At 64.7% G+C, this 26,876-nt stretch carries 23 protein-coding genes; 19 read left to right on the plus strand and 4 right to left on the minus strand.

Features of this window, described 5'->3' with window-relative positions; all coding sequences use genetic code 11:
* From AB7G19_RS10310 to AB7G19_RS10335, 6 genes are all read left to right on the plus strand, one after another.
* Positions 1-705, plus strand: coding sequence for an ABC transporter ATP-binding protein (locus AB7G19_RS10310; RefSeq protein ID WP_028150400.1), 705 nt, complete (start codon positions 1-3; stop codon positions 703-705).
* 13 nt (positions 706-718) lie between these two features.
* Positions 719-1,600 (plus strand): branched-chain amino acid ABC transporter permease, encoded by an 882-nt coding sequence (locus tag AB7G19_RS10315; RefSeq protein WP_441267766.1) that lies wholly within the window; start codon positions 719-721, stop codon positions 1,598-1,600.
* Positions 1,597-2,616: a branched-chain amino acid ABC transporter permease gene (locus AB7G19_RS10320; protein ID WP_441267767.1), complete on the plus strand. Its 1,020-nt coding sequence runs from the start codon at positions 1,597-1,599 to the stop codon at positions 2,614-2,616. Before AB7G19_RS10315 ends, AB7G19_RS10320 begins: the two co-directional genes overlap by 4 nt.
* Positions 2,576-3,505 (plus strand): polyphosphate kinase 2 family protein, encoded by a 930-nt coding sequence (locus tag AB7G19_RS10325; protein ID WP_441267768.1) that lies wholly within the window; start codon positions 2,576-2,578, stop codon positions 3,503-3,505. Before AB7G19_RS10320 ends, AB7G19_RS10325 begins: the two co-directional genes overlap by 41 nt.
* Complete coding sequence (locus AB7G19_RS10330) at positions 3,502-4,539, plus strand: patatin-like phospholipase family protein (protein WP_441267769.1); 1,038 nt, start codon at positions 3,502-3,504, stop codon at positions 4,537-4,539. The genes AB7G19_RS10325 and AB7G19_RS10330 overlap by 4 nt, the downstream gene beginning before the upstream one ends.
* Positions 4,540-4,686: 147 nt before the next feature.
* The gene (locus tag AB7G19_RS10335) at positions 4,687-4,806 is read left to right on the plus strand and encodes a DUF3551 domain-containing protein (RefSeq protein ID WP_441268817.1); all 120 of its coding nucleotides are present in this window, start codon (positions 4,687-4,689) and stop codon (positions 4,804-4,806) included.
* Positions 4,807-4,948: 142 nt separating this feature from the next.
* On the opposite strand, the gene AB7G19_RS10340 is transcribed toward AB7G19_RS10335, so the two are convergent.
* Complete coding sequence (locus AB7G19_RS10340; protein WP_063981648.1) at positions 4,949-5,833, minus strand: MBL fold metallo-hydrolase; 885 nt, start codon at positions 5,831-5,833, stop codon at positions 4,949-4,951.
* 727 nt (positions 5,834-6,560) lie between these two features.
* Between AB7G19_RS10340 and AB7G19_RS10345 the strand changes: the two genes are divergently transcribed.
* From AB7G19_RS10345 to AB7G19_RS10395, 11 genes are all read left to right on the plus strand, one after another.
* Positions 6,561-8,894: a mechanosensitive ion channel domain-containing protein gene (locus AB7G19_RS10345; RefSeq protein ID WP_441267770.1), complete on the plus strand. Its 2,334-nt coding sequence runs from the start codon at positions 6,561-6,563 to the stop codon at positions 8,892-8,894.
* A 99-nt stretch (positions 8,895-8,993) separates the two neighbouring features.
* Positions 8,994-9,992 carry a tripartite tricarboxylate transporter substrate-binding protein gene (locus AB7G19_RS10350; protein ID WP_441267771.1) on the plus strand — a complete coding sequence of 333 codons (999 nt, stop codon included), beginning with the start codon at positions 8,994-8,996 and terminating at the stop codon, positions 9,990-9,992.
* A 162-nt stretch (positions 9,993-10,154) separates the two neighbouring features.
* Entirely contained in the window at positions 10,155-11,807 is a 1,653-nt protein-coding gene (locus AB7G19_RS10355; protein ID WP_441267772.1) for an NAD-dependent malic enzyme, read from the plus strand.
* Between the two features lie 201 nt (positions 11,808-12,008).
* Positions 12,009-12,401, plus strand: coding sequence for a BlaI/MecI/CopY family transcriptional regulator (locus AB7G19_RS10360; protein WP_014493096.1), 393 nt, complete (start codon positions 12,009-12,011; stop codon positions 12,399-12,401).
* Entirely contained in the window at positions 12,398-14,917 is a 2,520-nt protein-coding gene (locus AB7G19_RS10365) for a M56 family metallopeptidase (RefSeq protein ID WP_441267773.1), read from the plus strand. Before AB7G19_RS10360 ends, AB7G19_RS10365 begins: the two co-directional genes overlap by 4 nt.
* A gap of 62 nt (positions 14,918-14,979) precedes the next feature.
* Complete coding sequence (locus AB7G19_RS10370) at positions 14,980-16,992, plus strand: serine hydrolase (protein ID WP_441267774.1); 2,013 nt, start codon at positions 14,980-14,982, stop codon at positions 16,990-16,992.
* A gap of 185 nt (positions 16,993-17,177) precedes the next feature.
* Complete coding sequence (locus AB7G19_RS10375) at positions 17,178-18,659, plus strand: DUF1800 domain-containing protein (RefSeq protein WP_441267775.1); 1,482 nt, start codon at positions 17,178-17,180, stop codon at positions 18,657-18,659.
* Between the two features lie 2 nt (positions 18,660-18,661).
* Positions 18,662-19,912 carry a DUF1501 domain-containing protein gene (locus AB7G19_RS10380; protein ID WP_441267776.1) on the plus strand — a complete coding sequence of 417 codons (1,251 nt, stop codon included), beginning with the start codon at positions 18,662-18,664 and terminating at the stop codon, positions 19,910-19,912.
* Between the two features lie 30 nt (positions 19,913-19,942).
* Positions 19,943-20,110, plus strand: coding sequence for a hypothetical protein (locus AB7G19_RS10385; protein WP_441267777.1), 168 nt, complete (start codon positions 19,943-19,945; stop codon positions 20,108-20,110).
* Between the two features lie 152 nt (positions 20,111-20,262).
* Positions 20,263-20,778, plus strand: coding sequence for a septal ring lytic transglycosylase RlpA family protein (locus tag AB7G19_RS10390; protein ID WP_085401556.1), 516 nt, complete (start codon positions 20,263-20,265; stop codon positions 20,776-20,778).
* 115 nt (positions 20,779-20,893) lie between these two features.
* Entirely contained in the window at positions 20,894-21,049 is a 156-nt protein-coding gene (locus AB7G19_RS10395; protein ID WP_166343542.1) for a hypothetical protein, read from the plus strand.
* A gap of 314 nt (positions 21,050-21,363) precedes the next feature.
* Here the strand turns inward: AB7G19_RS10395 and AB7G19_RS10400 are convergent, their stop codons facing one another.
* The 3 genes from AB7G19_RS10400 to AB7G19_RS10410 form a co-directional block, all read right to left on the minus strand.
* Positions 21,364-21,669, minus strand: coding sequence for a hypothetical protein (locus AB7G19_RS10400; protein WP_166343540.1), 306 nt, complete (start codon positions 21,667-21,669; stop codon positions 21,364-21,366).
* Between the two features lie 111 nt (positions 21,670-21,780).
* On the minus strand, positions 21,781-22,053 hold the full coding sequence (locus tag AB7G19_RS10405) for a hypothetical protein (RefSeq protein WP_208088099.1): 273 nt from the start codon (positions 22,051-22,053) through the stop codon (positions 21,781-21,783).
* A gap of 133 nt (positions 22,054-22,186) precedes the next feature.
* Complete coding sequence (locus tag AB7G19_RS10410) at positions 22,187-24,877, minus strand: flavin-containing monooxygenase (RefSeq protein WP_441267778.1); 2,691 nt, start codon at positions 24,875-24,877, stop codon at positions 22,187-22,189.
* A gap of 262 nt (positions 24,878-25,139) precedes the next feature.
* On the opposite strand from AB7G19_RS10410, the gene AB7G19_RS10415 reads away from it, so the two are divergent.
* Entirely contained in the window at positions 25,140-25,316 is a 177-nt protein-coding gene (locus AB7G19_RS10415; protein WP_231143017.1) for a hypothetical protein, read from the plus strand.
* Positions 25,317-25,398: 82 nt separating this feature from the next.
* A complete protein-coding gene (locus AB7G19_RS10420; protein WP_441267779.1) occupies positions 25,399-26,871 on the plus strand; it encodes a carboxylesterase/lipase family protein in 1,473 nt (490 codons plus the stop codon).
* Positions 26,872-26,876: the final 5 nt, after the last annotated feature.

Raw genomic sequence — 26,876 nt, forward strand, 5'->3', positions numbered from 1 at the left:
ATGCTGGAGCTTCGTTCGGTCAGCGCGGGTTACGGCACATTCCAGGCGCTGTTCGACGTCAATCTCGACGTGAAGGCCGGCGAGGCCGTCGGCGTCATCGGTCCGAACGGCGCCGGCAAGACCACCCTGATGCGCGTCATCTCAGGCCTGATCCGTCCCACGCGCGGGTCGATCAGGATGGAGGGCGTCGATGTCGTGGCGACGCCGCCGCACAAGATCGTTAGCCTCGGGATCGCGCATGTGCCGGAGAACCGGCGGCTGTTTCCGCAGCTCACGGTCGACGACAATCTCAAGATGGGCGCCTTCATGAAGGAAGCGCGCGGCCACTATGCCGAGCGGCTGGATGTCGTGTTCGACCTGTTTCCGCGCCTGAAGGAACGCCGCCACCAGATGGCCGGCACCATGTCCGGCGGCGAGCAGCAGATGTGCGCGATCGGCCGCGCGCTGATGTCGAATCCAAAACTTCTGCTGCTCGACGAGCCGTCGGCAGGGTTGGCGCCGGTCGTGGTGCAGCAGGTGTTCGAGCTGGTGAAGCGGATCCGCGCCCGCGGCCTGACGGTGCTGATCGTCGAGCAAAACGTGCAGCAGGTGCTGAAAGTGGTTGATCGCGCTTATCTGATCGAGGCGGGCACGATCCGGGCGTCCGGCACCTCGGCCGAGATGCTGGCGAGCGACACGGTCAAGGAAGCGTATCTCGGGGTATGAGGTTTATGCAGGCATGCAAGCTTTTTTGGGCATTTTCGACATCTATCTGCTGGAGGCCGTGATCAACGGCATCCTGCTCGGCGGCGTGCTGGCACTGCTCGCGCTCGGGCTCAATTTGATCTTTGGCGTCATCGACGTGACCTGGATCTGCTACGCAGAGCTGGTGATGATCGGCATGTACGCCATGTATTTCATCGTGCAGTATTACGGCCTCAGCTACTTCATCGCAGCGCCGTTCACCATTTTGCTCGTCGCGATCCTCGGCGCCGCGCTGCACTACCTCGTGATCGCGCCGCTGCTCACCGCGCCGCCGATCAACCAGCTGCTTGCGACAGGCGGGGTGCTGTTCGTGCTCCAGAGCTTTGCCACCGTCGCTTTCGGCATCGACTTCCGCAATCTCGGCATCCGCCTGCCGGTGCTCGCCTTTGGCGAGATGAATTTTAGTTACGCGCGGCTGCTTTCATTCGCGGCCGCACTGATCGGCATGGTCGTCGTCTACCTCTTCATGACGCGGACCTTCACCGGCACCGCGATCCGCGCAATTTCCCAGGACCGGCAGATCATGGCGCTGATGGGCGTCGACACCAGGCGCATCTATCTCATCACGTCCGCGATCGGCGGCGGGCTGGCCGGGCTCGCCGCCTGCCTGCTCGTGCTGCAATATGACGTGCACCCCTTCGTCGGCCTTTCGTTCGGGCCGATCACCTTCCTGATCTGCGTGCTCGGTGGGCTCGGCAATTTCATTGGCGGCTTCATCGCCGCCTTCGTGTTCGCCGAGATTATCTCGCTCGGCGGCCTGTTCTCCGATCTGGAATGGGGTTACGTGCTCGCCTTCGCTTTCTTCATCGTCATGATGTTCATCCGGCCCGCGGGCCTGCTTGCGAGGCGCCGATGATGGGGCAGGGGCGGCTTGCGGCATGGGCGGTGGGGCTGGCGGCGCTGGTCGCGCTGCCCTTCGTCTATCGCGATCCCTATCATCTGCACATCCTGGTGCTGATCCTGATCTGGTCGTTCGCCTACACGTCCTGGTCGATGATGGGACGGTTCGGTCTGGTCTCGCTCGGCCATGGCGGCTTCATGGGGATCGGCGCCTATGTCACCGCGCTGCTCTGGAATCATCTGGGCTGGTCGCCCTGGATCGGCATTCCCATCAGCATGGTTGCGGCGGGTGCGCTGGCGCTGATCGTCGGCTATCCCTGCTTCCGCTTCCGCATCACCGGCCACTATTTCGTGCTGGTGACGCTGGCGCTGTCAGGAATCGTGCTCCAGGTCATCACGGCGACGCGCGACTATACCGGCGGCTCGCTCGGCTATACGCCGAATCGCGCCTCCGGCAACAAGCTGCTGGCGCTGCAATTCGACGACAAGACGACCTGGTATCTGATCGCGCTCGGGGTCTGGCTTTTCGGCATCGTGGTCTGGCACTGGGTCGACCGCAGCATGGCCCGCTACGCGCTCGAGGCGATCTCGGAGGACGAGGATGCCGCGGCCGCCGCCGGCGTCGATGTCACCGCGGAGAAGCTGAAGATCACGCTGCTCAGTGCGGTGATGACGGCGCTCGCCGGCGCAATGTACTGCCAGTACCAGATGTTCATCACCCCCGACACCGTCAGCGGCATCGCGGTGTCGCTCCAGATGGTGTTCGCGGCCATCGTCGGCGGCCTGTTCGTCTCGCTCGGCCCGACCTTTGGCGCTGTCATCACCATTCTGCTGGCGGAAACCCTGCGTATCGGCTTCGGCACCAAGGCGGTCGGCTGGGACAACCTCGTCTATGGCGTGCTGCTGGTCCTTTTCATCATATTCCTTCCCAAGGGCATCCTTGGTAGCCTGCTCGACCGATTGAAGCCGCAACGCAAGGTGCCCCGCGCTCATGAGCAAGAAGCCGTCCAAATCGCTCGCCCAGGAACTTGACAGCTACATCACGCCGTTCCGTTACGACGGATCGGGCAAGTTTCACCTCAAGGATTACAAGACCAACGAGAAGGGCGATCTCGACAAGGAGAAGGCGCAGGAGATTCTCGACGCCAACAAGAAGCGGATGATCGAGTTTCAGGAGAAGCTCTACGCCCAGGACCGCTGGTCGGTGCTGATCGTGCTCCAGGCCATGGACGCCGCCGGCAAGGATTCTGCGATCAAGGCGATCTTCGAGGGCATCAACCCGCAGGGCTGCGAGGTCCATGCTTTCAAGGCGCCGAGCACCAAGGAGCTCGATCACGATTTCCTCTGGCGCCACGCGATCGCGCTGCCCGAGCGCGGCCATATCGGCATCTTCAACCGCTCCCATTACGAGGAGTGCCTGGTCACGCGGGTGCATCCGGAGATTCTTGCCAAGCAGAAGCTGCCGCAAGGGCTCGTCACCAAGAACATCTGGAAGGAGCGGTTCGAGGACATCTCCGCTTTCGAGCGCCATCTCAGCCGCAACGGCACGGTGGTTCTGAAATTCTTCCTCAATCTATCCAAGGAGGAGCAGCGCGAGCGCTTCCTTGAGCGGCTCGAGGAACCGGCCAAGCAGTGGAAGTTCTCGATGGACGACATCAAGGAGCGCGCGCTGTGGCCGCGCTACCAGGCGGTCTATCAGGACATCGTCCGGCATACGGCAACGTCGCACGCGCCCTGGTATGTCGTGCCGGCCGACCACAAATGGTTCGCGCGCGTCGTGATCGGCTCGGCGATCGTCGCGGCGCTCGAAAAGCTCGACCTGCGCTTCCCCCGCGCCGACAAGGCCTCGCTTGGCGAATTCGACGAGGTGCGCAAGGCGCTGGAGCGCGAGGGGAAGGGAGGCCGGAAGCCCGCAAAGTGACCGCCCGTGAGACCAGCAACCAGAAGAACGTCAACTTCGCGCTCCAGGGCGGCGGCGCGCACGGCGCCTTCGTCTGGGGCGTGCTGGACCACGTGCTCGAGGACGGCAGGCTCGCCATCGAGGCGATCAGCGCTACAAGCGCGGGCGCGATGAATGCGGTGGTGCTGGCCTCAGGCATGGCCATCGGTGGAGCCGAGGCGGCGCGGCAGAACCTGCATGCGTTCTGGTACGAGGTCTCGCGGATGGATCAGGTCTATGACCTGTTCTCGCCACTCAACCAGTTGATCCAGGCCCTCAAGCTGCCGCCGGAATATCACCCTGTCCATGCTTTCATCCACACGCTGACGCACACGGTGCCGCCGAACCTGCTCAACCCCCTCCACTTCAATCCGCTCCGGTCGTTGCTGCTACGCGTGGTCGATTTCGATCGGCTCAATTCATCGCCGGACGCACCGCAGCTCTTTCTCAACGCAACGAATGTCCGTACCGGCAAGATCAAGGTGTTCCAGACGCCGCTGCTCAGCGCGGAGACCGTGCTCGCCTCGGCCTGTTTGCCGCCATATTTCCAGGCGGTCGAGATCGACGGCGAGCATTATTGGGATGGCGGCTATCTCGGAAATCCCGCGATCTTTCCGCTGATCTATCGAAAAGGTAGCCAAGACGTCATCATCGTGCAGGTGACCGCGATCCGGCGTGACGAACTGCCGGCGAGCGCCGCCGACGTTCTCCATCGCATCAACGAGATCAGCTTCAATTCGTCACTGATGCGTGAGATGCGCGCGATTGCCTTCGCGACCCGGCTGATCGACAATGGCGAGCTCGATCGCAACACGCACAGCCGCATGTTCATGCACTGGATTGGAAACGACCAATTGATGTCGCAGCTCGGAACGGCCACGCAGTTCCATCCCGAATGGAGTCTGTTGTGCCGTCTGCGTGACGAGGGGCGCGAGGCCGCGCGAAGCTGGCTGACGCAAAACTTCGACTTGATCGGCAACTCGTCGACGGTTGATTTGACTGAAATGTTTCTCTGATTTCGAGGTTGTCGTGTACAAGCCTGCTGTCGTCGTTTCCCTGTTCGCCGCGCTCTCGATCGCCGGTTCCGCGCGCGCCCAGACCTATGGGGGCGATGCGCCGGTCTGCCTGCACGTCTTCGGCGAGTTGGAGGGCGAGCGGATGGACTGCATTTCTCCTCGTTCGCCCGGTGTCAGGCAAGCGCGCAGGGGCGTCCGGCGACATGTCTGACGAATCCGTATTTCGCGCAGGCGCCGTCGGCGAGGACAGGGCGGCGCGTTCGCTAGCGGCGATCCCTAGGGTGGGCAAAGCAAAGCGTGCCCACCAATCTTCATCCGGCGAGAGGTGGTGAGCACGGCGCAAGAGCGCCTTTGCCCACCCTACGATCTCAGCGCGAGCGAAGCTCGTCGCGTCTGAGCAAGCCGACCCTCAATACCCGCGGCCCCACCAGTAGCAGAAACGCTCGATATTGGCGGGAAGGGCGGTCTCGTAATTCGCCCATTTCTCGTATTTCGGCAGCTTCACTTCCTTCATCGCGGTGTCGAAGCATTTGCCGGCATCGGCGGCCTTCTTCACCTCCGCGGACAGATCTTCCATGTACGCGATGTCGTCCTCGACGTCCTTCTTGGTGCCAAAGCGCCCTCCGGCATAGGGATGGCCGGGGATCATCCGCTCCCAGTCGAGCGAGGCCAGCTTCTTCAGCGAGGCGATATACTCGACCGGCGAGGCGTTGTCGGGAATGTTGCGGAACTGCACGGACTCGATCGGCGCGAAGTCGACGACGAAGACGATCTTCTCCTTCGGCAGCCGCATCACCAGCGAATTGTCGGAGTGGTTGCGGCCGACATAGTTCAGCTCCAGCGTGGTGCCGCCGAGCGTGATGCTCTTCTTGTCGTCGATCACCTGGTCCGGCATCACGACATCGGCGAGCAGCGAATTCTGCTTCTTCAGCTCGAGCAGGCGCTCCTTGGTCCGCCGGTGCGCAATGAAGGTGGCACCGAGATCCTTGAAGGGCTGGCCGCCGGCGATGTGGTCGTAATGGTGGTGGCTGTAGATGACGTATTTGATCGGCTTGTCGGTGACGGCCTTGATGGCGTCGATATAGGGCTTTGCCGGACGCAAATACGAGATCGGGTCGGTCGCGATCACGCCCTGCGGCGTTACGATGAACATCGACTGATGACCGCCATAGCGGAAGACGTAGACGTTCTCGGTGCCGTCGACCTTCTTGGTCGAGGTCTGCGGCGGGGTCTGCGCGAAGGCTGATCCAGTCAGGAGGGCCGCGACAGCGGCGATGCAAAGTAATGCTTTCATGTCTTGCTTTCTGGAAATGGATGGAATGCGGAAGGCGAATGGACTCTCTGACACAAACGCGGCGGGAGGGAATTTATTCCCTGATCCACTGTGATCAATCTGTCGAGGTGGGAGGGAACACGTCCTCAAATGTGATACCGGCACCATTGATCCTGCTTGACAGTTTTGTGTCACGGGAGGAGCATCGTGCTGGTCGCGAATACGCGACGCGTAACGTCCACCTCATGAGCAAGGGGAGGTCTATGACTCCACCTCCGCAGATCCAGCCGCGTTAAGTGCGATGGAGCTCGTTCGGACTATCGCATAGCGGCAGAAACCGCGAACGGCACGCCGGGTCAAGGTTTAGCGGGCTGCATCAGTGAGGCAAAGCCCCTACCTTCCCGGCGCTGTATTTTGCATCACACCGATCATGTCGGATGGCCGTGATGCGGCCGCCGCGATAGGCGCTTTGACATCCTGCTCTCTCCTCCTCCTCCTCGCCGTCATTCCGGGCCGACTCCCGGAATGACGGACGAGCTTTGCTGTGCGCATCGCACTCGGTTGATGTTCGGCCGCACGGGGCCGACGGTTCCCGTTCCTGCACCGCGGCAAATGCCAAGAGAATGTCGCCGCGTTGGCCAACTTCCGACACAGCGCCGGGGCGAATAGCGTCGATACGACATGACGCAGTGCTTCGGCGGCGACAGTCCCGACTCCGCCGGCGCATGCGCTTTTCCAGGGAATCCTCGTGTCGCACAAGCTTGCCCCGGCGTTCCTCGCCGCTCTCTTCATCGCGATCTCATCTCTTTCCACCGTTCGCGCCGAGCCGCCGGCCGCCAATAGGGCCGCCGCACTGTCGCCGGAGGAAGCCAAGCGGGCGCTGGAGACGCTCCAGGACGACAAAAAACGTGCGCAGATGATCGATACGCTGCGCGTGATCGCGAATGTGCCCGGTCAGCAGCAGCCCGTGCCCGCCGCGCACGAGCAGAAATCGCCGATCCCGCTCTCGGCCGACGGCCTTGGCGCACAGCTCCTGCTCACGGTGTCGGAAGAGATCGGCGAGATATCGCGCGAGATCGCCGACGTGGCGCGGACGCTGACGCATTTCCCCGCCTTCTATTACTGGATCGTACGGACCGCCAACGATCCCGTCGCCTACAACCTCCTGATCGAGATCGCGTGGAAGCTCGCGCTGGTGCTCGGCTGCGCCATTGCGGCGGAGTGGGTGATCTTCCGCGCGATCCGGCGACCGGTCGCCTTCCTGGAAGGACGCGTACCCCAAACCGCGCGCCTGCCGGCGCAGGTGCTGCCCATCGCCGATCCGCCCTCATCGGTCGCCGATGTCACGCCCGCGCCCGAACTGCACAAGCGCCGCCACAGTCTCGCACGTGTCTGGCAATTGCTGCTGCGGCTGCCCTTCGTGCTCGGGCGTCTCCTGCTCGAGCTGCTTCCCGTGTTCGTTTTCATCGGTGTCGCAACCGCACTGCTCGGCACGGAGATCGGCGATCCAGCAACCGTCCGCCTCGTGATCCTGGCCGTCGTCAATGCCTATGCGTTCTCGCGCGGGCTCATCTGCGTCGTCCGCGCGCTGGCGGGGCCGTTTGGCCTGGTTCCGGTTCGGGCAGAAACCGCGGCCTATATCGAGATCTGGGCGCGGCGCATCGTCGGCGTCGGTGTCTCCGGCATCGCCTTCGCCAATGTGGCGCTGCTGCTCGGCCTGCATCGCGCCGGCTATGCCGCGCTGCTGCGCATGGTGTTGCTGGTCGTGCATCTCTTCGTCGTCGTCATCATCCTGCAATGCCGCCGCCAGGTCGCCGAAGCCATCCGCGCCCCGGCGGAGCGGCAGGGGATCGCGGCGCGCCTGCGCAACCGCATTGCCGGCGGCTGGCACTATCTCGCCATCGCGCTCGACCTTGCGCTGTGGGCGGTGTGGGCGCTCAACATCCGCAATGGCTATTCGCTGCTGCTGCAATATTTCGTCGGCACCGTCGTGGTCGCGCTGATCACGCGCGTCGCCATCATGGTGACGCTGAGCCTGATCGACCGCGGCTTCCGCATCAGGCCGGAGATCCTCCAGCGCTTTCCGGGCCTCGAGATCCGCGCCAACCGCTATCTGCCGTTGCTGCGCAAGATCGTATCCAGCGTGATCGCGTTCATCGGCTTCGTGGCCGTGCTCGAAGTCTGGGGCGTCGACGCCATCGTCTGGTTCTATGGAGGCCAGATCGGCAGCCGGCTGATTTCGGCGGTGGCGACCATCGGCATCGCTGTGCTCATTGCTGCCGCCATCTGGGAAGCCAGCAACGCGCTGCTGGACCGCCAGATCAATACGCTGTCACGCGACGGGCACTACGCCCGCGCGGCGCGCCTGCGCACCTTCCAGCCGATGCTGCGGACGGCGCTGCTTTGCCTGATTGCCACCGTGGTCGGCCTCACCGCGCTGAGCGAGATTGGCGTCAACGTCGCGCCGCTGCTGGCCGGCGCCGGCATCGTCGGCATCGCCATCGGCTTCGGCTCGCAAAAGCTGGTGCAGGATCTCATCACCGGTCTGTTCCTGCTGCTGGAGAACACGGTCCAGGTCGGCGATAATGTCAGCGTCTCCGGCCTCTCCGGCGTGGTCGAGAACGTCTCGATCCGCACCATTCGTCTGCGCGCAGGCGACGGCGCCGTGCACATCGTGCCGTTCAGCGCGGTCACGACCATCACCAATGCCAGCCGCGGCGCCGGCAATGCATCCGTCAGCGTCAATGTCGCCTACAAGGAAGACACTGACCGCGCCGGCCAGATCCTCAAGGACATCGTCGAGGAGATGCGCCGCGAGCCGGAGTTTCGCGCGGCAATTCGCGGCGACCTCGAGCTGTGGGGCATCGACAAGGTCGATGGTGCCATGGTGTCGATCGTCGGCCAGATCCGCTGCACGGAGGCCGGCCGCTGGCCGGTGCAGCGCGAATTCAACCGCCGCATGAAGCTGCGCTTCCAGCAGAACGGCATCGAGGTCGCATCGCCGGTCCAGACCATCCTGATGCAGATCGCGCCGCCGGCTGATGGCGCCGCCAATCTGGCCCCGCGGCGGGCGGCTGGTTAGCGCTCGGCATAATTTCCAGCTTGCCTCTGCCCGCCCGGCAGCGTTCACTCCGGCCCCAGCCCGCTGACAACATGCGGGCGATGAAAAAGGGTGGATGGAATGCAGGGGCTGTGGGCCGGACTACGCGGTCATGTGATCGTCATTTGCACATTGATCGGATGCGCGGCGTGGGCCGTACCGGTGGGCGCCCAGCCGTTCCCGTCGCGCCCCATCACCCTCGTGGTGCCGTTCGCGGCGGGCGGCCCGACCGACACGCTGGCGCGGATCCTGTCCGAGCGGATCGCCGCTCAGCTGCACACGACCGTCGTGGTCGAGAACGTCGCCGGTGCCTCCGGCAGCATTGCGGGCGCCCGCGTCGCGCGCGCGACGCCTGACGGCACGACGATCACCATCGGCCATTGGGGCACGCATGTGCTGAACGGCGCAATCTTCAAGCTGCCCTATGATGTGATCGCCGATTTCGAGCCGGTCGCGACGATCGCGATGGGAACGCAGCTGATCGTTGGCCGGAAGTCGCTCGAGGCCAACAATCTGAAAGAGATGATTGCGTGGCTGAAGGCCAGCCCCGGCAAGGCGACTGCTGGCACGGCTGGTGCCGGCACGGGCGCACACGTCGCGGGCGTCTTCTTCAAGGAGAAGACCGGGACCGATTTCCAGTTCGTGCCTTATCGCGGCGCCGGACCCGCCATGATCGATCTCGTCGCCGGCCAGATCGACATCATGTTCGACCAAGCCTCGAACTCGCTGCCGCAATACAAGAACGGCGCGATCAAGGCGTTCGCGGTGACGTCGCCGACAAGGCTGGCATCCGCGCCCGACATTCCGACCGTCGACGAGGCGGGCCTGCCCGGTCTCTACATCTCCTACTGGCACGGCATCTGGGCACCGAAGAACACGCCGAAGGAGATCGTCACAAAGCTTAACGCGGCCATCGTCGCGGTGCTTGCCGATCCCGTTGTCAAGCAGCGTTTCGCCGAATTGGGGCAGGAGATTCCGCCTGCCGACCAGCAATCGCCTTCGGCGCTCGGCGCATTCCAGAAGGCGGAGACCGAGAAATGGTGGCCGATCGTGAAGGCCGCCGACATCAAGCCCGAGTAGTCCTGCTGCGTTGACCTCTTCTCGCGCGCAAATGCCGGCTTTTCGCGAAATCTCGCTGCGGTGCGAGATCACAATCGAGCCTTGAGTCTCTACGTCCTTGATCTCAGGTGAGCACTGGCCGACAATGCTTGCCCTTCAATAAGAAACTCCCTGGGGGAATTCGTGAATAGACCTGCTCGGGTCAGCGCCCATTCGACATCATCCGACCCCGCTCACGGCATGACGCTGCTGCGCGATCCCTTGCTCAACAAGGGCACCGCCTTCACGGAAGCGGAGCGCGACGCGCTCGGCCTGCGCGGCCTGCTGCCGCCCTGCGTGCTGACGATGGAGACCCAGGTCGAGCGCGTGCTGACCAATCTGCGCACGCTGCCGACGGATCTGGAGAAATACGTCGCGCTGAATGCGCTGCATGACCGCAACGAGGCGCTGTTCTTCCGCGTCGTCGTCGACAATATCGACGAGATCCAGCCGATCATCTACACGCCGACGGTCGGGCTCGCCTGCCAGAAATACGGTCTGATCTTCCAGCGGCCGCGCGGCATGTTCATCTCATCGCGCGATCGCGGCCAGATCGCGGAGATCCTGAAGAACTGGCCCTATCCGGCCAAGCTGATCGTCGTGACCGATGGCGAACGCATCCTTGGGCTGGGCGATCTCGGCGCCAACGGCATGGGCATCCCGGTCGGCAAGCTCTCACTCTATTCAGCCTGCGCCGGCGTGCATCCCGAGCATTGCCTGCCGATCGTGCTCGACGTCGGCACCAACAACGAAGAGCTCTTGAACGATCCCTATTATCTCGGCCTGCGCGAGCGGCGGCTCATCGGCGAGGCCTATGACAGCTTCGTCGACGAGTTCATGCAGGCCGCGCGAAAGACGTTTCCGGGCGTGCTGATCCAGTTCGAGGATTTCGCCAATCACTCGGCGTTCAAGCTGCTGCACAAATATCGGGACGAGGCCTGCGTCTTCAACGACGACATCCAGGGCACCGCGGCGGTGGCGCTCGCCGGCCTGTTCTCGGCGCTGCGCGTCAATGGCGGCAAGCTCAGGGATCAGCGCATCCTGTTCCTCGGTGCAGGCGAGGCGGCAACCGGCATCGCCGATCTCGTCGTCTCCGCCATGATGGCGGAGGGAATTTCCGAGGCGGAAGCTCTCCGGCGCAACTGGCTGGTGGATTCCCGCGGCCTCGTCGTCGGCGGCCGTGACGGCCTCTCTGGCCATAAGCTGCGCTATGCCCATGCCGGCCAGGCGCCGATCGCCGATTTCCTCACCGCGATCAAGACGCTGAAGCCGACGGCGATCATCGGTGTCGCCGCGGTCGGCGGCGCCTTCACGCCCGAGGTGCTCAAGGCGATGGCCGCGCTCAACGAGCAGCCGATCGTGTTCGCGCTCTCCAACCCGACCTCGAAGGCCGAATGCTCGGCCGAGGATGCCTACCGCTATACCGAGGGCCGCGCACTGTTCGCCTGCGGCAGTCCCTATGATCCCGTGACGCTCAACGGCCGCAGCTTCGTGCCGCGCCAGGGCAACAACTCCTACATCTTCCCCGGCGTCGGCCTCGGCGTCATCGCCAGCCGCTCGCGCCTGGTGACGGACGAGATGTTCATGGCGGCCGCCCATACGCTCGCTGATTGCGTCGGCAAGGAGGACCTCGCGCAGGGCAGCCTCTATCCGGCGCTCCCTCGCATTCGCGAGGTCTCGGCCCGCATCGCCGTTGCGGTGGCAGACGTCGCCTACCAGCGCGGTCTCGCCGACGGCCCCGCTCCCAACGACGTGAAGGGCCTGATCCAGTCCCAGATGTACGAGCCGCAGTACTGACTGCCTCCACATCGTCATGGCCGGGCTTGTCCCGGCCATCCACGCTTTGCCGCGCGGGACGAAGAACGTGGATGCCCGGGACAAGCCCGGGCATGACGGCATAGCAACACCATTTCAGGTGGAATCGCCGTTGCGCGGCGCGGCCGCATATGCGACGATCTGTAGCGTTACAAGAAAACTCAATCCGCAAGGTCAGATGCCATGGACGATCGTTTGCCCGAACTGGGCGACCTCGAGCACGAGGTCATGCAATTGGTTTGGGCCCATGGTCCCGTTACGGCCGAGGTCGTGCGCGAGCGGCTGTCGCGGCGTCTGAAGGAATCGACCGTCCGCACGGTGCTGCGCCGGCTGGAAGAAAAGGGCTATGCTCGGCACACCGTGGACGGACGCACCTATGTCTACCACGCCGCGGAAGAGCGCGCGCGGGTCGCGGCCAAGGCGGTGCAGCGTATCGTCGACTGGTTCTGCAACGGTTCGATGGAGGAAGTCCTCGTCGGCATGGTGGACAATGCGATGCTCGACCAGCAGCAGCTGCGTACACTGGCCGACCAGGTGGCCAAGGCGAAGAAGGCGAGGGGAGTGAAGAAAGAATGATCGCAACTCTGGCTGAGGCGGCGCTACGCTCCTTCGTGCTGGGAGGCGTCGTCTGGTTCGGTCTCAACCTGTTTCGCGTGCGCAATCCGCACATCCACATGACGGCGTGGGTCGTCGTGCTGCTGGCATCGCTGGCGATGCCCTTCGTGATGCATTGGCCGACGCTGACGATCACCCGGATGCCTTTGCCGGTATCCGTGCCGGATGATTTCCTGCCGGCCGACATCTCGATGCTGGAGGCCCCGCAACCGGCGCTGCCGATTCCGCCGGGCGCTGCTGTCGTGGCGCCGGCAAAAGCTGTTGTATCGATCAATTGGTGGTTGGTCGCCACCATCGTCTATGCCGGCGTCGCCGGCGCGTTGCTGCTGCGGCTGGCCATCGGTCTTTGCCTGACCTGGCGTCTGGCACGCGCGGCAAGGCCGATGAGCGGCCCGCAGCTGATCGACGCCGACGTGCGCGTCAGCCGCGAGGTCGGCGGTCCCGTCACGTTCGGCTCGACCATTCTGGTGCCGCCGCAGTTCTCCGGTTGGGATGCGAAGAAGCGTCTCGCGGTGCTTGCGCATGAGGGCGCGCACGTCGCCAATCGCGATTTCTACGTCCTGCTGCTCGCCTCGCTCAACCGTGCAGTGTTCTGGTTCAGTCCGTTCTCGTGGTGGCAGCTCGCGCGTCTGGCCGAGCTCGCCGAGATCATCAGCGACGCCGAGGCGATCGAAGTCATCGACGACCGGTGGTCCTATGCCGAAATCCTGCTCGATGTCGCAACCAGCGTAAATCCGCGGCCGGTGGAGCTCGCGATGGCACGGGTATCGACCGTGCGCGCACGCGTCGAGCGCATCATCGCAGCCGCCGCCATGCCCGTCGCGGTCGGCTGGCGCAAGCGGCTGTGGATCGCAGCCGCGATCATTCCGGCTGTGATCGTGTCCGCCGGCATGATCGCCTATCGCACCCCGGATCCCGCGCCCGTCGCTGCGGATACCGGCGAGGTGCCGGCCCAGCATTACCGCCCCTTCGTCAATTTCTACGCCATGGGTCCTGCCTCGGTGTTCGCCATCTTCCGCGAGGGCGAGGACCTCTACGGCCAGCTCACCGGACAACGCAGGCTGCGCCTGACGGTTGGCAGTGACGGCACCGCGGCCTACGCGGCCTCGTCCGGCGAGATCACGTTCCCGCTCGATGCGGAGCGCCGCTCCTCGGAGCTGACGCTGCGCATGAACGGCCGCGATATCCGCGCCGTTCGCGTCGCCGAGATGCCGACGGCGGCCGTCGACCCCGCGTCGCTCGATCAATATGTCGGCTGGTACAGGATCGCGCCGAACCGCGTGCTCACGCTGCGACGTGACGGCGATCGTCTCTGGTTGCGTGAGACGGGACAGGGCGCAACGCAGGTCCTCGCCGAGGGCGCTGACGCCTTCTCCTTCCGCGGCGACCATCTCTTGATCTTCCTGCGCGACGAGCAGTCAAAGGTTGCACGCGTGCTGGTGCAGAGCGCGATGTTCGGCGCTCGCCTCGCGCCTCGCGTCGATGCAGCGGTGGCCCAGGCGGTCGAGGCGGACTTCACGCGCCGCCTTGCGGAAGTTCCTGACAGGTTCAGGGAGCAGGTCCCGGTCGCGGGCGGCAAGGAGATGATCTTGCGCGGGATCGAAGACCTGCGCGCCGGAACGCCGAACTACGATCGCATGAGCGCGCCGCTTGCGGCCAAGGTCCACCGGCAGCTCAATGAAATGCGCGAGGCGTTCCAGGCGCTCGGTGCGGTGGAATCGCTCTTCTTCCGTGGCGTCGGCCCCGGCGGCTATGACATCTATGGCGCGAAGTTCGAGAACGGCACGGCCGAATTCCGCCTGATGCTCGAGCCCGACGGCAAGGCCGGCGACGTGCTGTTCCGGGCCGACGGCAATGACGAACTCGGCGGCATCGTCTCCTGTTCGGAGGAGGCGAGCGTGCGCGGCCGCGCCGGCACCTCGCCGATCAGGATCATGGTCTACAACGAGATGGGCGAGGACCTTCAGGTCTTCAATCTCGACGCCAGCGGCAATCGCAGGATGCAGAGCGTCGTCAGGCCCAACGCGACCTGGGCCTCCACGACCACCGTGAACAATCCCTGGATGATCGCCGACAAGTCGGGGCGCTGTCTTGAGGTTCTGGTGCCGGGCCGGCAGACGCGCTTCCACAACGTCGAGGCGTCAAACCTCGGTGCGCGTCCCGGCCGCGCCGCGCGCCGCGCCGTTCCGATCGCCAATGGTGAGGAGATGCTGCGCCACTACATCGATGGTGTCGGCAAGGGCCAGCCGGACTACGAGCGCATGACGTCGGAGGTGGCCGACATCACGCGCCAGCAGCTTCCGTTCGACCAGGCGATCCTGGCGCGGCTCGGTGCATTGCGCGCGGTTTCGTTCCGTGGCGTCACCGCGCTCGACAGCGACATCTATGTCGCCCAGTTCGCCAACGGCTCGGCGGAATGGCGCATCGGCGTCAGGAACGGCACGATCACGAAGATCGCGCTCGGACCCAATTTCTAGCGGTTCACATCTGCCGCAGGAGTGCCTGCTCAGATTTGTTGTGCTTCTGCGGAGACTGCGGAATGAGACTCGTCGCATCGATGTGGGCGATTCCCGTTGTGCTTTGCCTGTCGGGGACGGCTTTCGCCGATGACCTCGCGACGCCGGGCGATGCGAAAAGCATGGGATTCTCGGCCGCGCGTCTGGCGCGGATCGCGCCGTGGTATCAGGCGCGCTTCGATTCTTTCCCGCCGTCGGACGGCCTTTTGCCCGGCGCCGTCGTCGCAATCGCGAAGGGCGGCAAGCTCGCCTATTTGCAGGCCATCGGATTTCAGGACCGCGCCAAGACCGTCCCGATGAAGACGAATTCCATCTTCTGGATCGCCTCGATGTCCAAGCCGGTGACCAGTGCCGCCGCCATGATTCTGGTGGACGAGGGCATGCTCGACCTCGACGCTCCCGTCTCGCAATATCTGCCGGAGCTTGCGAACATGCGGGTCGCTTTCCAGAAGGCGGACCCAGCGACAGGCGAAATGGAGTACGGGCTCGGTCTGCCAAAACCAGCAAAACGTGCGATGACGGTTCGCGATCTGTTGCGCCATACGTCTGGCCTGATCTATCCGGAGCTCGATTTTGCCTACCCGGAACGGGGCCTTGCCGACGCAAGCGCCGACTTCGGGATCCGGACGATCCATGGGCTCTACGGCTTGAGGGCCGTGCGGAGACGCGACACGACGTTGGCGGAATTCGTTTCGAGCCTGGCCCGCCTGCCGCTCGCGCACGAGCCCGGCGAGGTCCATGAATATGGCTGGAGCGCCGAAGTGCTGAGCCGGGTCGTTGAAGTGGCGTCCGGTCAGCCCTTCGATCAGTTCCTGGAGAGCCGCATCTTTGGGCCGCTGCATATGGTCGACACCGGCTTCTTTGTACCGAAGGAGAAGCTCGATCGGCTGGTCGATTCTCCCATGCCGGAACGGCCGCCGATCTGGGATGTTACGACGCCGCCAAAGTTGTTTTCCGGCGACGGCGGACTCGTATCGACCGCGCCCGACTATCTCCGCTTTTGCCAGATGCTGCTCAATGGCGGCGAGCTCGATGGCGTGCGCGTGCTCAGCCCGCATGCGGTGAAGCAGATGACGACGAACGCACTGCCATCGGGTGTCAGCATCTTCGGAGGTGACGAGGTTGGCGCCCGCGCCGGAACAACCTTCGGGCTTGGCTTCGCCATCCGCGCCGATCCGGTCCAAAGCTGGATACCGGGAGCGGTCGGGAGCTTTTCCTGGGCTGGACATTGGAGCACGTATTTCTGGATCGATCCGGCCGAGCAATTGATCGGCGTACAGATGGTCCAGGCGACGCCCGGCAGCAAAGGGCGCCAGGCGGTGCTGTATTCGGGGATCAATCACCTCGTCTATGGCGCATTGACGATTCCCGAGTCGACCGCCGTCCCGCCGGCTGTGCCGGTGACCCTGAGCCCGGAAGCGCTCGCCGATTATGCCGGAACCTATGACTTCGGCGCCACGGTGAGCTCGCGTGACAGGCAGGGCCTGGCCGATGGCAAAACCGGATGGCTTGGAATCGGGAATTTCGTCGCCATGGAGCAGGAGGGGCTGAGGATCAACAAGCCGAACCCTGGCGGCGGCCCCGCAACCAAGGCCGGTGTGACGGCGGGTGACCTCATCACTGAAATTGACGGCGCGCCGCTGAGAGGCCTCGCGCTCGCCGATGTCCTGGCCAAGCTGCGAGGGCCAGCCAACTCGACGATCAAGATGAGGCTCGTCCACAAGGGGCAAGACGGCGTGAACGACCTCAGTGTCGTGAGAGCCGACCGCCGTGTCAATTCGGTCCGGCTTCAGGTTCGCGTCGCGGAAGGCAAGCTCGTCGCGGGAGCGACGGGGGTCTGGCCGGTCCTCGAATTCGAGAAGGGCAAGGCGACCTCGTTCGTGGCGACATCAAGCAACGAATTCACCGCAGCCGACGAAGATCGTACCCGGATCGCTTTCGTCAGGGACGCCGCGGGCAAAGTCTCTGGGCTCATCTTGAATCCTGGGCCTTGGGAGCAGCACGCGGCGAAGATCGCGCTCGGGCCGAATTTCTAGGCCTCTCACGCGCGTCCGCCGGGCAGCGGATGCGCGCTTGTTCTACCGAGATAGTGCAGCGGCGTTTTCAATCCCGGCTTGCGCAAGCCGATCTCTAGTGCTACGGTCTGTAGCATTACGGTTCGTAGTCCGCACGCGGCAACATCGCGCTGCCGTCGGGTGGCTCGGAGAATTGGGCGTTCGCCATGAGCAATTCTGCAAAGGCTGAAGCGGTGCTGGCGCTTCATCGGTTCGGGATGGGGCCGCGACCGGGATCACTTGCGGCTGTCGGGACCGACCCGCGCGGCGCGTTGATCGCAGAGCTCGATCGGCCGCTCGCATTGAGCGCCGCCGCCAGCCTTCCCACCAGTGCGAAGGCCTATCGCACAGTGGCCGATGCCAATGCACGGCGAGCCGCGCGCGCCAAGCAGGCGCAGCAACAGGCCAAGAAGCAGCAGGTGGCTGCGGTGCCAACTGCTCCGGGTGACCAGGCTCAGGCTCAGGCGCAGACCGAGGGGCAAGCGCCAGCACAGGGCCAGGAGAAGGATGCTGCCGAGATGGCGGCCAAGCAGGCGGCCGACGCCGTTCCCGATCCCGGCCGTCCGATCTACTTGCAGGAAGCCAAGCTGCGCATCGAAGCCGCGCTCGCCGCCGACATCGGCTTCGCCGAGCGGCTGGTGTGGTTCTGGTCCAACCATTTCTGCATCTCGGCCTACAAGATCCAGAGCATGTCGGGTGCTTACGAGCGCGAGGCCATTCGCGCAAATGCGCTCGGCCACTTCGTCGATCTTCTGCTGGCGGTCGAAGGCCACCCGGCGATGCTGTTCTATCTCGACAATCTGGGCTCGATGGGCGCGAACTCGATCGCCGGCATCAACCGCAGCCGCGGCCTCAACGAAAACATTGCGCGTGAGATCATAGAATTGCACACGCTGGGTGTGCGGACCGGCTACACTCAGGACGACGTGATCAGCTTCGCCAATGTGTTGACGGGATGGACGCTTGTTCCTCCTGGAGACAATCCGGAGCACGGCGGCGAATTCACCTTCAACCCGCGGCTCCACGAGCCCGGCGGGCAGACGGTGCTCGGCAAGCGTTACGAGCAGGAGGACGCCGAGCAGGGCCGCGCCGTGCTGCGCGACCTCGCTGCGCATCCGGCGACCGCGACCCATGTCGCAACCAAGCTCGCACGGCATTTCGTGGCCGACGAGCCGCCTCCGCCACTCGTCGAACAAATGGCGAAGACGTTCCGCGACACCGAGGGCGATCTCAAGCAGGTCGCGATTACGATGGTCTCGTCGGACGACGCGTGGCGCGGGTCGCCGTCAAAACTGAAGCGTCCGAGCGAATGGGGCGTTGGCATGGTGCGCGCGACGGGGATTACGGTCGTCGACCCCACGCGTTTCACGGCGGGCCAGGAGCTGCTCGGCGAAGGGCTGTGGCGGCCGTCGGCGCCCAAGGGCTATCCGGATGACGAGGCAAGCTGGATCGATGGCATCGGTCGGCGGCTCGACATCGCCAACAATTTTGCCGAGCGCGTGGCGGCCACTGCTGATCCGCAGGGGATCATCGAGGACGTCTTCGCATCGCAGATCGCGCCCGAAGTGAAGCAGGCGGTCGGCCGCGCCGAGAGCCGCCAGCAGGCGCTGGCGCTGCTGTTCATGTCGGCAGATTTTCAGAGGAGGTGAGCATGGGCTTCGACAATCATTTGCCCACGCGGCGCGAACTTCTGGTCGGCTCCGGTGCGCTGTTCGCGTGGAGCCAGATGCCGCGGATCGCACGCGCCGAAGGGCGCGATCCGCGCCTTCTCGTCGTCGTCCTGCGTGGCGCGCTCGATGGTCTCGGTGCGGTCGCGCCGGTGGGCGATCCCGACTGGGTCGGCCTGCGCGGCGATCGCGCGCTGGTGCTGGACGGCAAGCCGCCGGCATTGCCGCTCGATTCCTTCTTCGCGCTCAACCCGGCGATGCCGAACCTGCACCGGCTCTACAAGACCGGCAAGGCCGCAATCGTCCATGCCGCCGCGACGCCCTACCGCGAACGCTCGCATTTCGACGGCCAGGACGTGCTGGAGAGCGGGTTCACCAAGCCCGGTGCCACCGCATCGGGATGGCTCAACCGCGCGCTGCTCGCGATGGAGTCGGGTGGGCGCGTCGATCCGCGCGGCAGCCGTGCGCTCGGCATCGGCTCGGTGACGCCGCTGGTGGTGCGCGGCTCGGCGCCCGTCATGACATGGGTGCCGCAAAAACTGTTGCCGGCGAGCGAGGACACGCAGAACCGCCTGCTCGATCTCTACCAGCACACCGATCCAAAGCTTGCGACCGTGCTCCAGGCACGCATGAAGCTCGCCTCGCTCGGCGGCGCGCCCGGCACGGGCGATCCGATGTCGGACGATCCGACATTGATGCCGCCCGGCATCGCGCGCGTGCGCGCCTATTTCGCCGAAGCCGCCGGCACCGCCGCGCGCTATCTCGCCAAGCCCGACGGCCCGCGCGTCGGCGCGATGGGCTTCGTCGGCTGGGATACGCACATCGCGGAAGGCGCAGCGTCAGGCCAGCTCTACAATCTGCTCGGCGCGCTCGACGGTGCGTTTGCCGCGATCGAGAGCAACATGGGCGAGGTGTGGGGCGAGACGGTCGTCGCCGTCGTCACCGAGTTCGGGCGCACCGCGCGCATCAATGGCACGCAGGGCACGGATCACGGCACGGGCACGGTCGCCTTCCTCATTGGCGGCGCGCTCACCGGCGGCCGCGTGATCGCGGACTGGCCGGGACTGAAGTCCGCGCAACTGTTCGAGGATCGCGACCTCAAGCCGACCACCGATCTCCGCGCCGTGCTGAAGGGTCTGCTCAGGGATCATCTGCGCGTCGAGGAGAAGGTGCTGGCGGATGCGGTCTTCCCCGGCAGTGCTGACGTCAAGCCGATGGGAGGCCTCGTCGGCTGACGGCGCGGCCTTCGCAACCGGATCGGGTCCATGATGTGCACACTGACGCAACGGGAACTCGACTTTCTCGCCAGCCTGAAAACCGGCTGGCGGCGGCTCTATCGGCGCGAGCTGATGCGGCTCCTGCAGGGTGACACCGAGGCGAGCGACGCGCAGCCGGAGACGCGCTCGATCGTCTGGCGCGTTGTATCGGGTTAGTTTTTCGCGAGTCTGGCTCGACTTAGGACACGCCACTGTGGTGGAATCGCCACAGCCGGCGCGAAACGGTCGTGGCCCTAAGCCTGCTTTCCTTCAGCCAAGGTTCTGCCCTCATTGCCCGCCGAAACTCCGGGCAGTTCGGAGGGCGTACCATGTCTCGCATTGCACGTGCCGAAAGTGCCCGAATTTCCCTCGCAAGCTCATGCCGGTTGCTGCTCGCCATCGTCGGTGCCGCATCGCTCGCCGCCTGCGCACAATCGCCGGTCGGCCGCCAGAAGGCCGATCTTGGCACCAATCGGCAGGCTGCGGTCCAGCGGCCCCATAGGGTAGCGGCCTTGCATCCGCGTCCGATCAGCCGGGTACGCGTCCCCGACCGTGACGCAAAGCAAACCGCTTCGCACGGCGTTGCCAGCTTCTATTCGGACACGGAGACCGCGAGCGGCGAGAGGTTCGACAAGAACGAATTGACCGCGGCGCATCCCAGCCTGCCGTTCGGCACGAAGCTGCGCGTCACCGACGTCTCCTCAGGCCGCTTCGTGACCGTCCGGGTCAACGACCGCGGGCCTTATGTTCGCGGACGCGTGGTCGATATCTCGCCGTCCGCGGCCGAGGCGCTCGGCATGGTCGACAAGGGCATCACCAATGTCCGGCTCGACGTGGTGCGATAGAACGCGATTCATTGACTTGAGCCGCCCCGCTTAACCGAGTGTTAGTCGCCCTGACGCACCATGGCTGCCCAAACAAGTCGGGGCTCCAATTTGGGGTCCTCGGGGGAGGCGGCGTTTGAACACGATCCAGTATCTCGAAGATCAGGCCGCGCGCGCCGAGCGGCTCGCCAAACGGATCACGGATACGCTGACGATCGAAAAGCTCCTGACCTTCGCCGGCGAACGTCGCCGCGAAATCGAGGTCATCGCCGGCAGGTACCGGCGCGCCTGATAACCATGCACTGAACGCATTCGCCCCTTGCTGCGAGGCGCGGAACTTCTGTTCGTCTCTGGCGTCATGTCAATGATGAATGTGGAGGAGGAAGTCATGGGTTTTGGACGAGGTGCTTTGCTTTGGCTGCTTGGCGTGCCGCTGCCGATCGTTCTGCTGCTGGCGTTGTTCTGGCACCACTGATCCGGCAAAGCGTGGAGTGGTTTTCCGATAAGATCACGCTCACACAATAATGCTGCCACACGAAAAGCGCCGCTTCCGCGGCGCTTTATTTTGCCTGCGATTTGGAGCGTATCGACGAGGACGGGGCGCGGTCAGGTATGACTCTCGACGAAGTCGCTGAGATAGTCGGGAAGCCGGACGCCATCGATGTCGCAGCGCGCCTTGATCTCGCCGGCGATTTCGGTCGAGATGTCCTTCATCCAGTGCTCGAGCGTGTTGAACGAGATCACCTTGATCGGATCGTTGAAGCAGCCGGCGACGAGCTCGCCGATGGTGGCTTCAAGATCGCTTCGTTCGATGCGGATTTCAGTCGCCTTGTCGCGGCGATCAATCACCACGAACAGGGTCTGGTCTGCGCCATAGGGCACGACCGCGGATGGTACGCCGGCTTCAAGCATCTTGGGGCTCTCGTCTCGACTTCCGATCCCGGTTAACGGGAAAATCCGGTAGAAGGTTCCTGCCTAATGAAAAGCTTGTCGCGCGCGTGCAGCTTCCGCGTCTGCACGCAATCAGAGAAATTCTCTCAACCGCGATAGCTCGATGACGTGCTCGGGCGAGAGGATATCGGTGACCAGCGGCGGCTGCGCAATCGTGTGAATCTCATAGAGATGCCTGGTCGTGGCCGGCTTCTCCATGAAGGCCGATATGCACTGGTCGAGTGTACCTTCGCTTATCGGATAAGAATCCCTGTCCGGTCGGCGCTGGTTCGCAAGCGACGGCCATTTATGCAGGGTTGCAGGCGCTCCGAAATCGACCTTTGAATCCGCAACCACGTCTCCCATCGTCCCGCCTCACGCAACAAAAATTGCCCCAACACGCGGATCTGCGTGCCGGGGCCCACACCTATCACTGCATCTTAATGCCAAGCGCTTAACGCAGCAGCCGGGAAAAGGTTCCCGGCCGCCTTGTCGCAAATCAGCTCGCGGCCGCCGCGATTCTGTGGCCCGGGCTGGCATGAGCGTGGCTATCCTCATCGCCGCGGCCGACTTCCGGCGGAAGCCCGGCGAAGCGCCGCAGGGCTTCGGCCATCTGCACCCGGCCTGCTACACCGGTGATCACCACGTCGACCATCGCAAAGGACGAGTGGAAATGGCCGCGCGCCCTGAGTTGCTCGACGGGGACGCCGGCGGCCGCCATTGCCTCGGCATAGGCGATGCCCTCGTCGCGCAACGGGTCGAATTCACAGGTGACGACCAAGGCCGGCGGCAGACCGGCGACGTTGCCGCGCAGCGGCGAGACGCGCGGATCGGTGCGGTCGGCCGGTGAGCAGTAGAGGTCCCAGAACCAGTACATCAGCGAGCGCGTCAGGAAATAGCCGGTCGCGTTGTCGTTGTAGGAGGGCCGGTCGAAGGTGCAGTCGGTGACCGGGCAGACCAGGAGCTGGCCGGCGATCTCAGGCCCGCCGCGATCGCGCGCAAGCTGGCAGGTGACGGCGGCGATGTTGCCGCCGGCGCTCCAGCCCGCGACCAGCACCGGGCCCGGCCTGCCGCCAAGCTCTGTCGCGTGCTCGGCGATCCAGCGTGTTGCCGCATAGCCGTCCTCGGCCGCGGTCGGGAAACGATGCTCGGGCGCGTGGCGATAGCCGACGCTGACGAACATCATGCCGGTCCGCCGCACCAGATCGCGGCAGAACGGCTCGTCCGATTGCTCGTCGCCGAGCACCCAGCCGCCGCCGTGGAAATAGACCACGACCGGATGCGGCCCCGGCGTTGCCGGCTTGTAGATCCGGTAAGGCAGCGGGCCGTCCGTGCCGGGCAGCGTGCCGTCGACGATATCGCCGATCAGCCGTCCCGCGGGCCGGCCCTTGTTGAACTCGTTGACGAAGGCGCGTGCGCCGAGCGCGCCCATCGACTCGATCGGCGGCAGGTTCAGCGATGCCAGCAGGTTCAGCACCAGCCGCACATCCGGCTGCAGGCATACCACCTCGCCGTCGTTGCATTGCGCGGCGCCGTTGGGGCCGGTCAGCTTGAAGCCGAGCATGCCGCGGGCCGTGACCTCGTCGCAAATGCTGCGATAGGGGCCGACGCCGCCGGTGTAAGGCATCAGGCCCTGCACCTTGCCGGGGACGTTGGCGCCCGTGTACCAGGTGTTGGCGAGCCGGTGCAGGGTCACCATCGAACAGTCCGTCATGTGCCGGCCCCAGCCGGCCTGCGCGGTCTCGGTCGGCTCGATCGTGGTGAAGCCGGCGTCGCGCAGCGCAGCGATGCGGTCGACGACCCAGTCGACATGCTGCTCGATCGACACCGCCATGTTCGACAGCACCGACGGGCTGCCGGGCCCGGTGATCATGAAGAAGTTGGGGAACCCTTCGACCGTGACCCCGAGATAGGTCTGCGGCCCCTGCGCCCAGACATCGGTCAGCGACTTGCCGCCGCGTCCGGTGATCGGATGCACGGCGCGGATCGCGCCGGTCATGGCGTCGAAGCCGGTCGCGAACACGATGACGTCGACATCGACGCTGCGCCTGGCCGTCGTGATGCTGTTCGCGGTGATCGCCTTGATCGGCTCCTGGCGCAGATTGACCAGCGTGACGTTCGGCCGATTGTAGGTCGCGTAGTAATTGGTATCGAGGCAGGGGCGCTTTGCGCCGAAGGGATGGTCGTGCGGCATCAGCGCCGCCGCCGTCTCCGGATCCTTCACGGCAGCGCCGATCTTCTCGCGGATCAGCTCGCCGATCAGCGCATTGCCGTTGAAGTCGACGCCCTGGTCGGCCCAGAGCTGCGTCAGGATGTGGACGAGGTCGCCGGCGGCCCAGGCACGTTCGAACCGCTCACGACGCTCGGCATCGCTCAATTGCCAGCTCACGACGGTCTGCTGCGGATAGGGCACGCCGGTCATCGACTGTCGCGCCTGCTCGCGATAGGCCGCGCGGTCGCTCTGGAAAATATCCATGCGATCGGATGGCGAGGGGCCGTTATGCGCCGGCAGCGCGAAGTTTGGCGTGCGCTGGAACACGGTCAGATGCGCGGCCTGCTCGGCGATCAGCGGGATCGACTGGATGGCCGACGAGCCTGTGCCGATCACGGCGACGCGCTTGCCGGCGAGATCGACGCCGTCATGCGGCCAGCGCCCGGTGAAATAGACTTTGCCCTCGAAATCCTTGACGCCGTCGATCTCCGGCGGCTTCGGCGCGGAGAGGCAGCCTGTAGCCATGATGTAGTGGCGGCAGGAGACCGGCGTGCCGCTGCTCGTGGTGAGCTGCCAGCGCTCAGTCGCTTCATCCCACTTGGCTTCGGTGACCTTGGTCTTGAAGCGGATGTCGCGGCGCAGATCGTAGCGGTCGGCAACGAAGCCGAGATAGCGCAGGATCTCGGGCTGGGTCGCGTATTTCTCCGACCAGGTCCACGCGTTATCGAGCTCGGGATCGAAAGTGTAGCTGTAGTCGATGGTCTGGATATCGCAGCGGGCGCCGGGATAGCGGTTCCAGTACCAGGTGCCGCCGACATCGCCGGCTTCCTCGAGGGCGACCGCCGTGAGGCCGGACTTGCGCAGGCGATGGAGAAGATAAAGGCCGGCAAATCCGGCGCCGACCACGGCAACGTCGACCTGTTGGGTTGTTCCACTCGCCGCTTTGGACTCACGTGCGGCGACCATTGCGTCTGGCATGGTATTCCTCCCGTGTCTTTTGTTTTGCCGGCAGGCTATCGCCGCAGGCTTGGCTTGTCATCAGGACAGGTACAATCTTCGGTAGTTGTTTGCGGCACCATCGTGGCCGCGCGAAGGTTGCGGCGATACACGCACCGCGATGCACAACCGCCGGGATTGTCCGGGCTAATCAGACCACATCCTTCTGTGTATGCTTGCGGTTACAAGCCACGCGTACCAACCGGACGTCATGACAGAGTTGAGCGAGCGGACGAAAGCCAACATGGACGTCGTCCTGGAGCAGACGTGCCGCCAATTGCCGCACGGCGGCGATCACGACAGCCGCAGGTTCATCGCCGAACGCCTGATCGAGGCGGCGCAATCGGGCCATTCCACGCTTGGTGAGCTCGGCATCGTCGCACGCCGCGCGCTGGCGGAGATCGTCGCCAAGGGCGGCTAGACGGACGCCGCCGAGCTTGCCTCATCGCGGGCCGCAGACGTAACCTGTCGGGGAACCTCTTGGCGCATCGAGATCCCCCAGGATGCGGCTCCAGTTTGCCCTCGTTGTGGCGTCTTCACTCCTCTGCTGGGACGGTGCGGCCGTCGCTCAGGCGGTCGGGCAGTTTCCGTTCGCGCTGACGCGTGAAGGACAGATGCTCGGCGCCGTCGAGGGCGAGGTGGCGTCGTTCAAGGGGCTAGCCTACGCGGCGGCTCCGGTCGGCGCACTGCGCTGGCGCCCACCGCAGGTAACGGCCGAGAACCCCGAGATGCGCACCGCCTATGAGTACGGCGCGCCGTGTCTTCAGCCCTCGCTGCCTGATACGAGCGAGGACTGCCTCACGCTCAACGTATTCCGTCCCTTCGGGGTCGACGGCCCGCTGCCGGTGATGGTCTTCATCCATGACGGCGGCTTCGTCAGCGGCACCGCGAACGATCCGCTGTTCGACGGTGCAAAGCTCGCGCAAGCCGGCCTCATCGTGGTCACCGTGAATTATCGTCTCGGCGCGCTCGGCTGGCTCACTCATCCCGCGCTGTCGGAAGGTGGCTCCGGCAATTACGGCCTGATGGACCAGATCGCGGCGCTGCATTGGGTGCACGACAACATCGCAGCCTTCGGCGGCGATCCGAACAATGTCACCTTGTTCGGCAGCGGCGCAGGCGCGACGTCGATCGCGCTGCTGATGCTGTGTGCGCAATCGCGCGATCTGTTCCAGAAAGCCATTCTGCAATCGCTGCCCGGCCGCGCGCGCCTGCGCCCGGTGCAGGAGGCGGAGGCCATGGGCCGGCAATTCGTGGCGGCGCTTGGGCAGCAGGCGGATTTGCGCGTCGCCGCGCCGGCGCGGCTGCTTGCGGCCGAACAAAAACTGCTCGCCAAATCCGAACGCAGCTTCGCGCCCGCGATGGATGGAATCCTGGTGCGTGAAGACGTGGCCGCGGGATTTGCGGCAGGACATGAAAGCCGCATTCCACTTATGATCGGCTCGAATGACGACGAGACGCGTTTCGACGGCGAGCGGGAGATCAAGGAGACGCTGGCGTCCTCAGGCGAGAGCAGCGATGAGCTGCGCCAGCTCTACCCTGACATCGCCAGGCCATCGGAGCGCGAAGCCAAATTCTACACCGACAAGGTCTTCTCCGAGCCGGTCAGGCTGCTTGCCCGCCTCCATGCGGCCACCGGTGCGCCTACGTTTCGCTATCGCTTCGCTTACGTGACCGAGGCCCGGCGCGCAAATCCCGACGAAGGGCACGGACGTGAGTTGCAATTCGTCTTCGGCGCGGAAGGCGTGCCCGGCGCGGGGCCGCTCACATGGGGGGATCGCGAGGTCGCGACCCGCATGCGCGGTTACTGGATCAACTTTGCGAAAACTGGCAATCCCAACGGCCCGGATCTGCCGCATTGGGACGCGGCCGCAGACCGCGATCGCCTGCTGCTGATCACGAACGATCGCATCGCGAGCGGAGACGACCCCTGGTCGGATCGCCTGGACCGGCTTGCAAGCGAGAGCAGAAAATGAGTTGG

The sequence above is a fragment of the Bradyrhizobium sp. 215_C5_N1_1 genome, assembly GCF_052075935.1.
In the GTDB taxonomy this organism is placed as follows: Bacteria; Pseudomonadota; Alphaproteobacteria; order Rhizobiales; family Xanthobacteraceae; genus Bradyrhizobium; species Bradyrhizobium barranii.